Source organism: Mitsuaria sp. RG, from assembly GCF_028369275.1.
GTDB classification, from domain to species: Bacteria; Pseudomonadota; Gammaproteobacteria; order Pseudomonadales; family Pseudomonadaceae; genus Aquipseudomonas; species Aquipseudomonas peradeniyensis.
Genome location: NZ_JAQMYQ010000103.1, coordinates 1 through 1,672, shown reverse-complemented (window position 1 = coordinate 1,672; position 1,672 = coordinate 1). Strand labels below are relative to the sequence as shown.

1 protein-coding gene is annotated in these 1,672 nt (G+C 60.9%); it reads right to left on the bottom strand.

All coding sequences use genetic code 11. The features are described from left to right. Positions 1–1,672: immunoglobulin-like domain-containing protein (locus POF53_RS25850; protein WP_337994575.1), on the bottom strand; the 1,672-nt coding region annotated here is incomplete at both ends.

Here is a 1,672-nt window from a genome sequence, read left to right as displayed (position 1 = left end):
GGCCTTGGCTTTGTACTCGGCTTCGGTCTGACCGGCTGGAATGACGACTTTGTCGCCGTTCGACAGGGTCACGGTCAGGTCGTGGTCGAGCTTCTGGCTGACCTTGACGGTGAAGGCTGGCTGCTGGTCTTCGGTGACATCGCCTTTGCCGACGATGGTCACGGTGACCTTGTCGCCCTGGTTGTCGGTGCCTGGAGTGCCGGTGCCTGGCTCGTCGGTCACGGTCGTAGTGATCGTGTTGTCGCCGAGGGTCAGCTTCTCGAAGTTATCACCACCGGTAACCGACTCGATCTTGTTGACGATCGAAGGCTGGCCGCCGACGAACACGTCGTCAGGGGCAGTGATGGTGAAGGTGCCGCTGGCGCTGCCAGCCGGAATGGTGACCTTGGTGCCGTCCGACAGGGTGAAGGTCAGGCCGTTATGGCCGTTGACCGGCAGACCCTGGGCGTTGGTCAGCGTCACGGTGTAGGTGATCTGGCCACCTTCGGTGACGGTAGTCTTGTCGGCGGTGAGGGTCGCGACGACTTCGCTGACGGTATCGCTGATCTGTACGGTGGCATTGCCGCCCAGTTCCAGATTTTCGAAGGTCTTGCCATCAACGACTGCATCAGTGATGCCGACGGTCAGCGAGCTGCCATCCTTGAAGACGTCATCGCCCTGGGCATCCGCCTTGTACTCGACCTGGGTCTGGCCAGCCGGAATCACCACCTTGGCGCCATTGCTCAGGGTGACGGTCAGGTCCTGGTCCAGCTTCTGGTTGACCTTGACGGTAAAGGACGGCTGCAGGTCTTCGGTGACATCGCCGTTGCTGACGATAGTGACGGACACCTTGTTGCCGGTATCCGGATCATCAGTGACGGTGGTGGTGAGTGTTTCCTTGCCGAGCGTCAGCTTCTCGAAGTTGTCCGCGCCGCTGACACCTTCAAGCTTGTTCACGATCGAGGGCTGGCCGCCGACGAATACATCGCTCGGGGCGGTGATGGTGAAGGTACCGCTGGCGCTGCCGGCTGGAACGGTGACTTTGGTGCCGTCCGACAGGGTGAAGGTCAGGCCATTGTGGCCGGTGACCGACAGGCCCTGGGCATTGGTCAGGGTCACTGTGTAAGTGATCTGGCCACCTTCGGTGACGGTAGTCTTGTCGGCGGTCAGGGTCGCGACGACTTCGCTTACTGTGTCGGTGATCTGAACCGAGGCATTGCCACCCAGCTCCAGATTCTCGAAGGCCTTGCCATCGACGGCAGCATCGGTGATGCCGACGGTCAGGGTGTCGCCGTCCTTGAAGACGTCATCACCCTGGGCTTTGGCTTTGTATTCGGTTTCGGTCTGGCCTGCTGGGATCACCACCTTGTCGCCGTTGGACAGGGTGACCGTCAGGTCGTGGTCCAGTTTCTGGCTGACCTTGACGGTGAAGGCTGGCTGCTGGTCTTCGGTGACATCGCCTTTGCCGACGATGGTGACGGTGACCTTGTCGCCCTGGTTGTCGGTGCCTGGAGTGCCAGTGCCTGGCTCGTCAGTCACCTTTGTGGTGACCGAGTTGTCGCCGAGAGTCAGCTTCTCGAAGTTATCACCACCGGTAACCGACTCGATCTTGTTGACGATGCTCGGCTGGCCACCGACGAATACGTCGTCCGGTGCAGTGATGGTGAAGGTGCCGCTGGCGCTACCGGCAGGA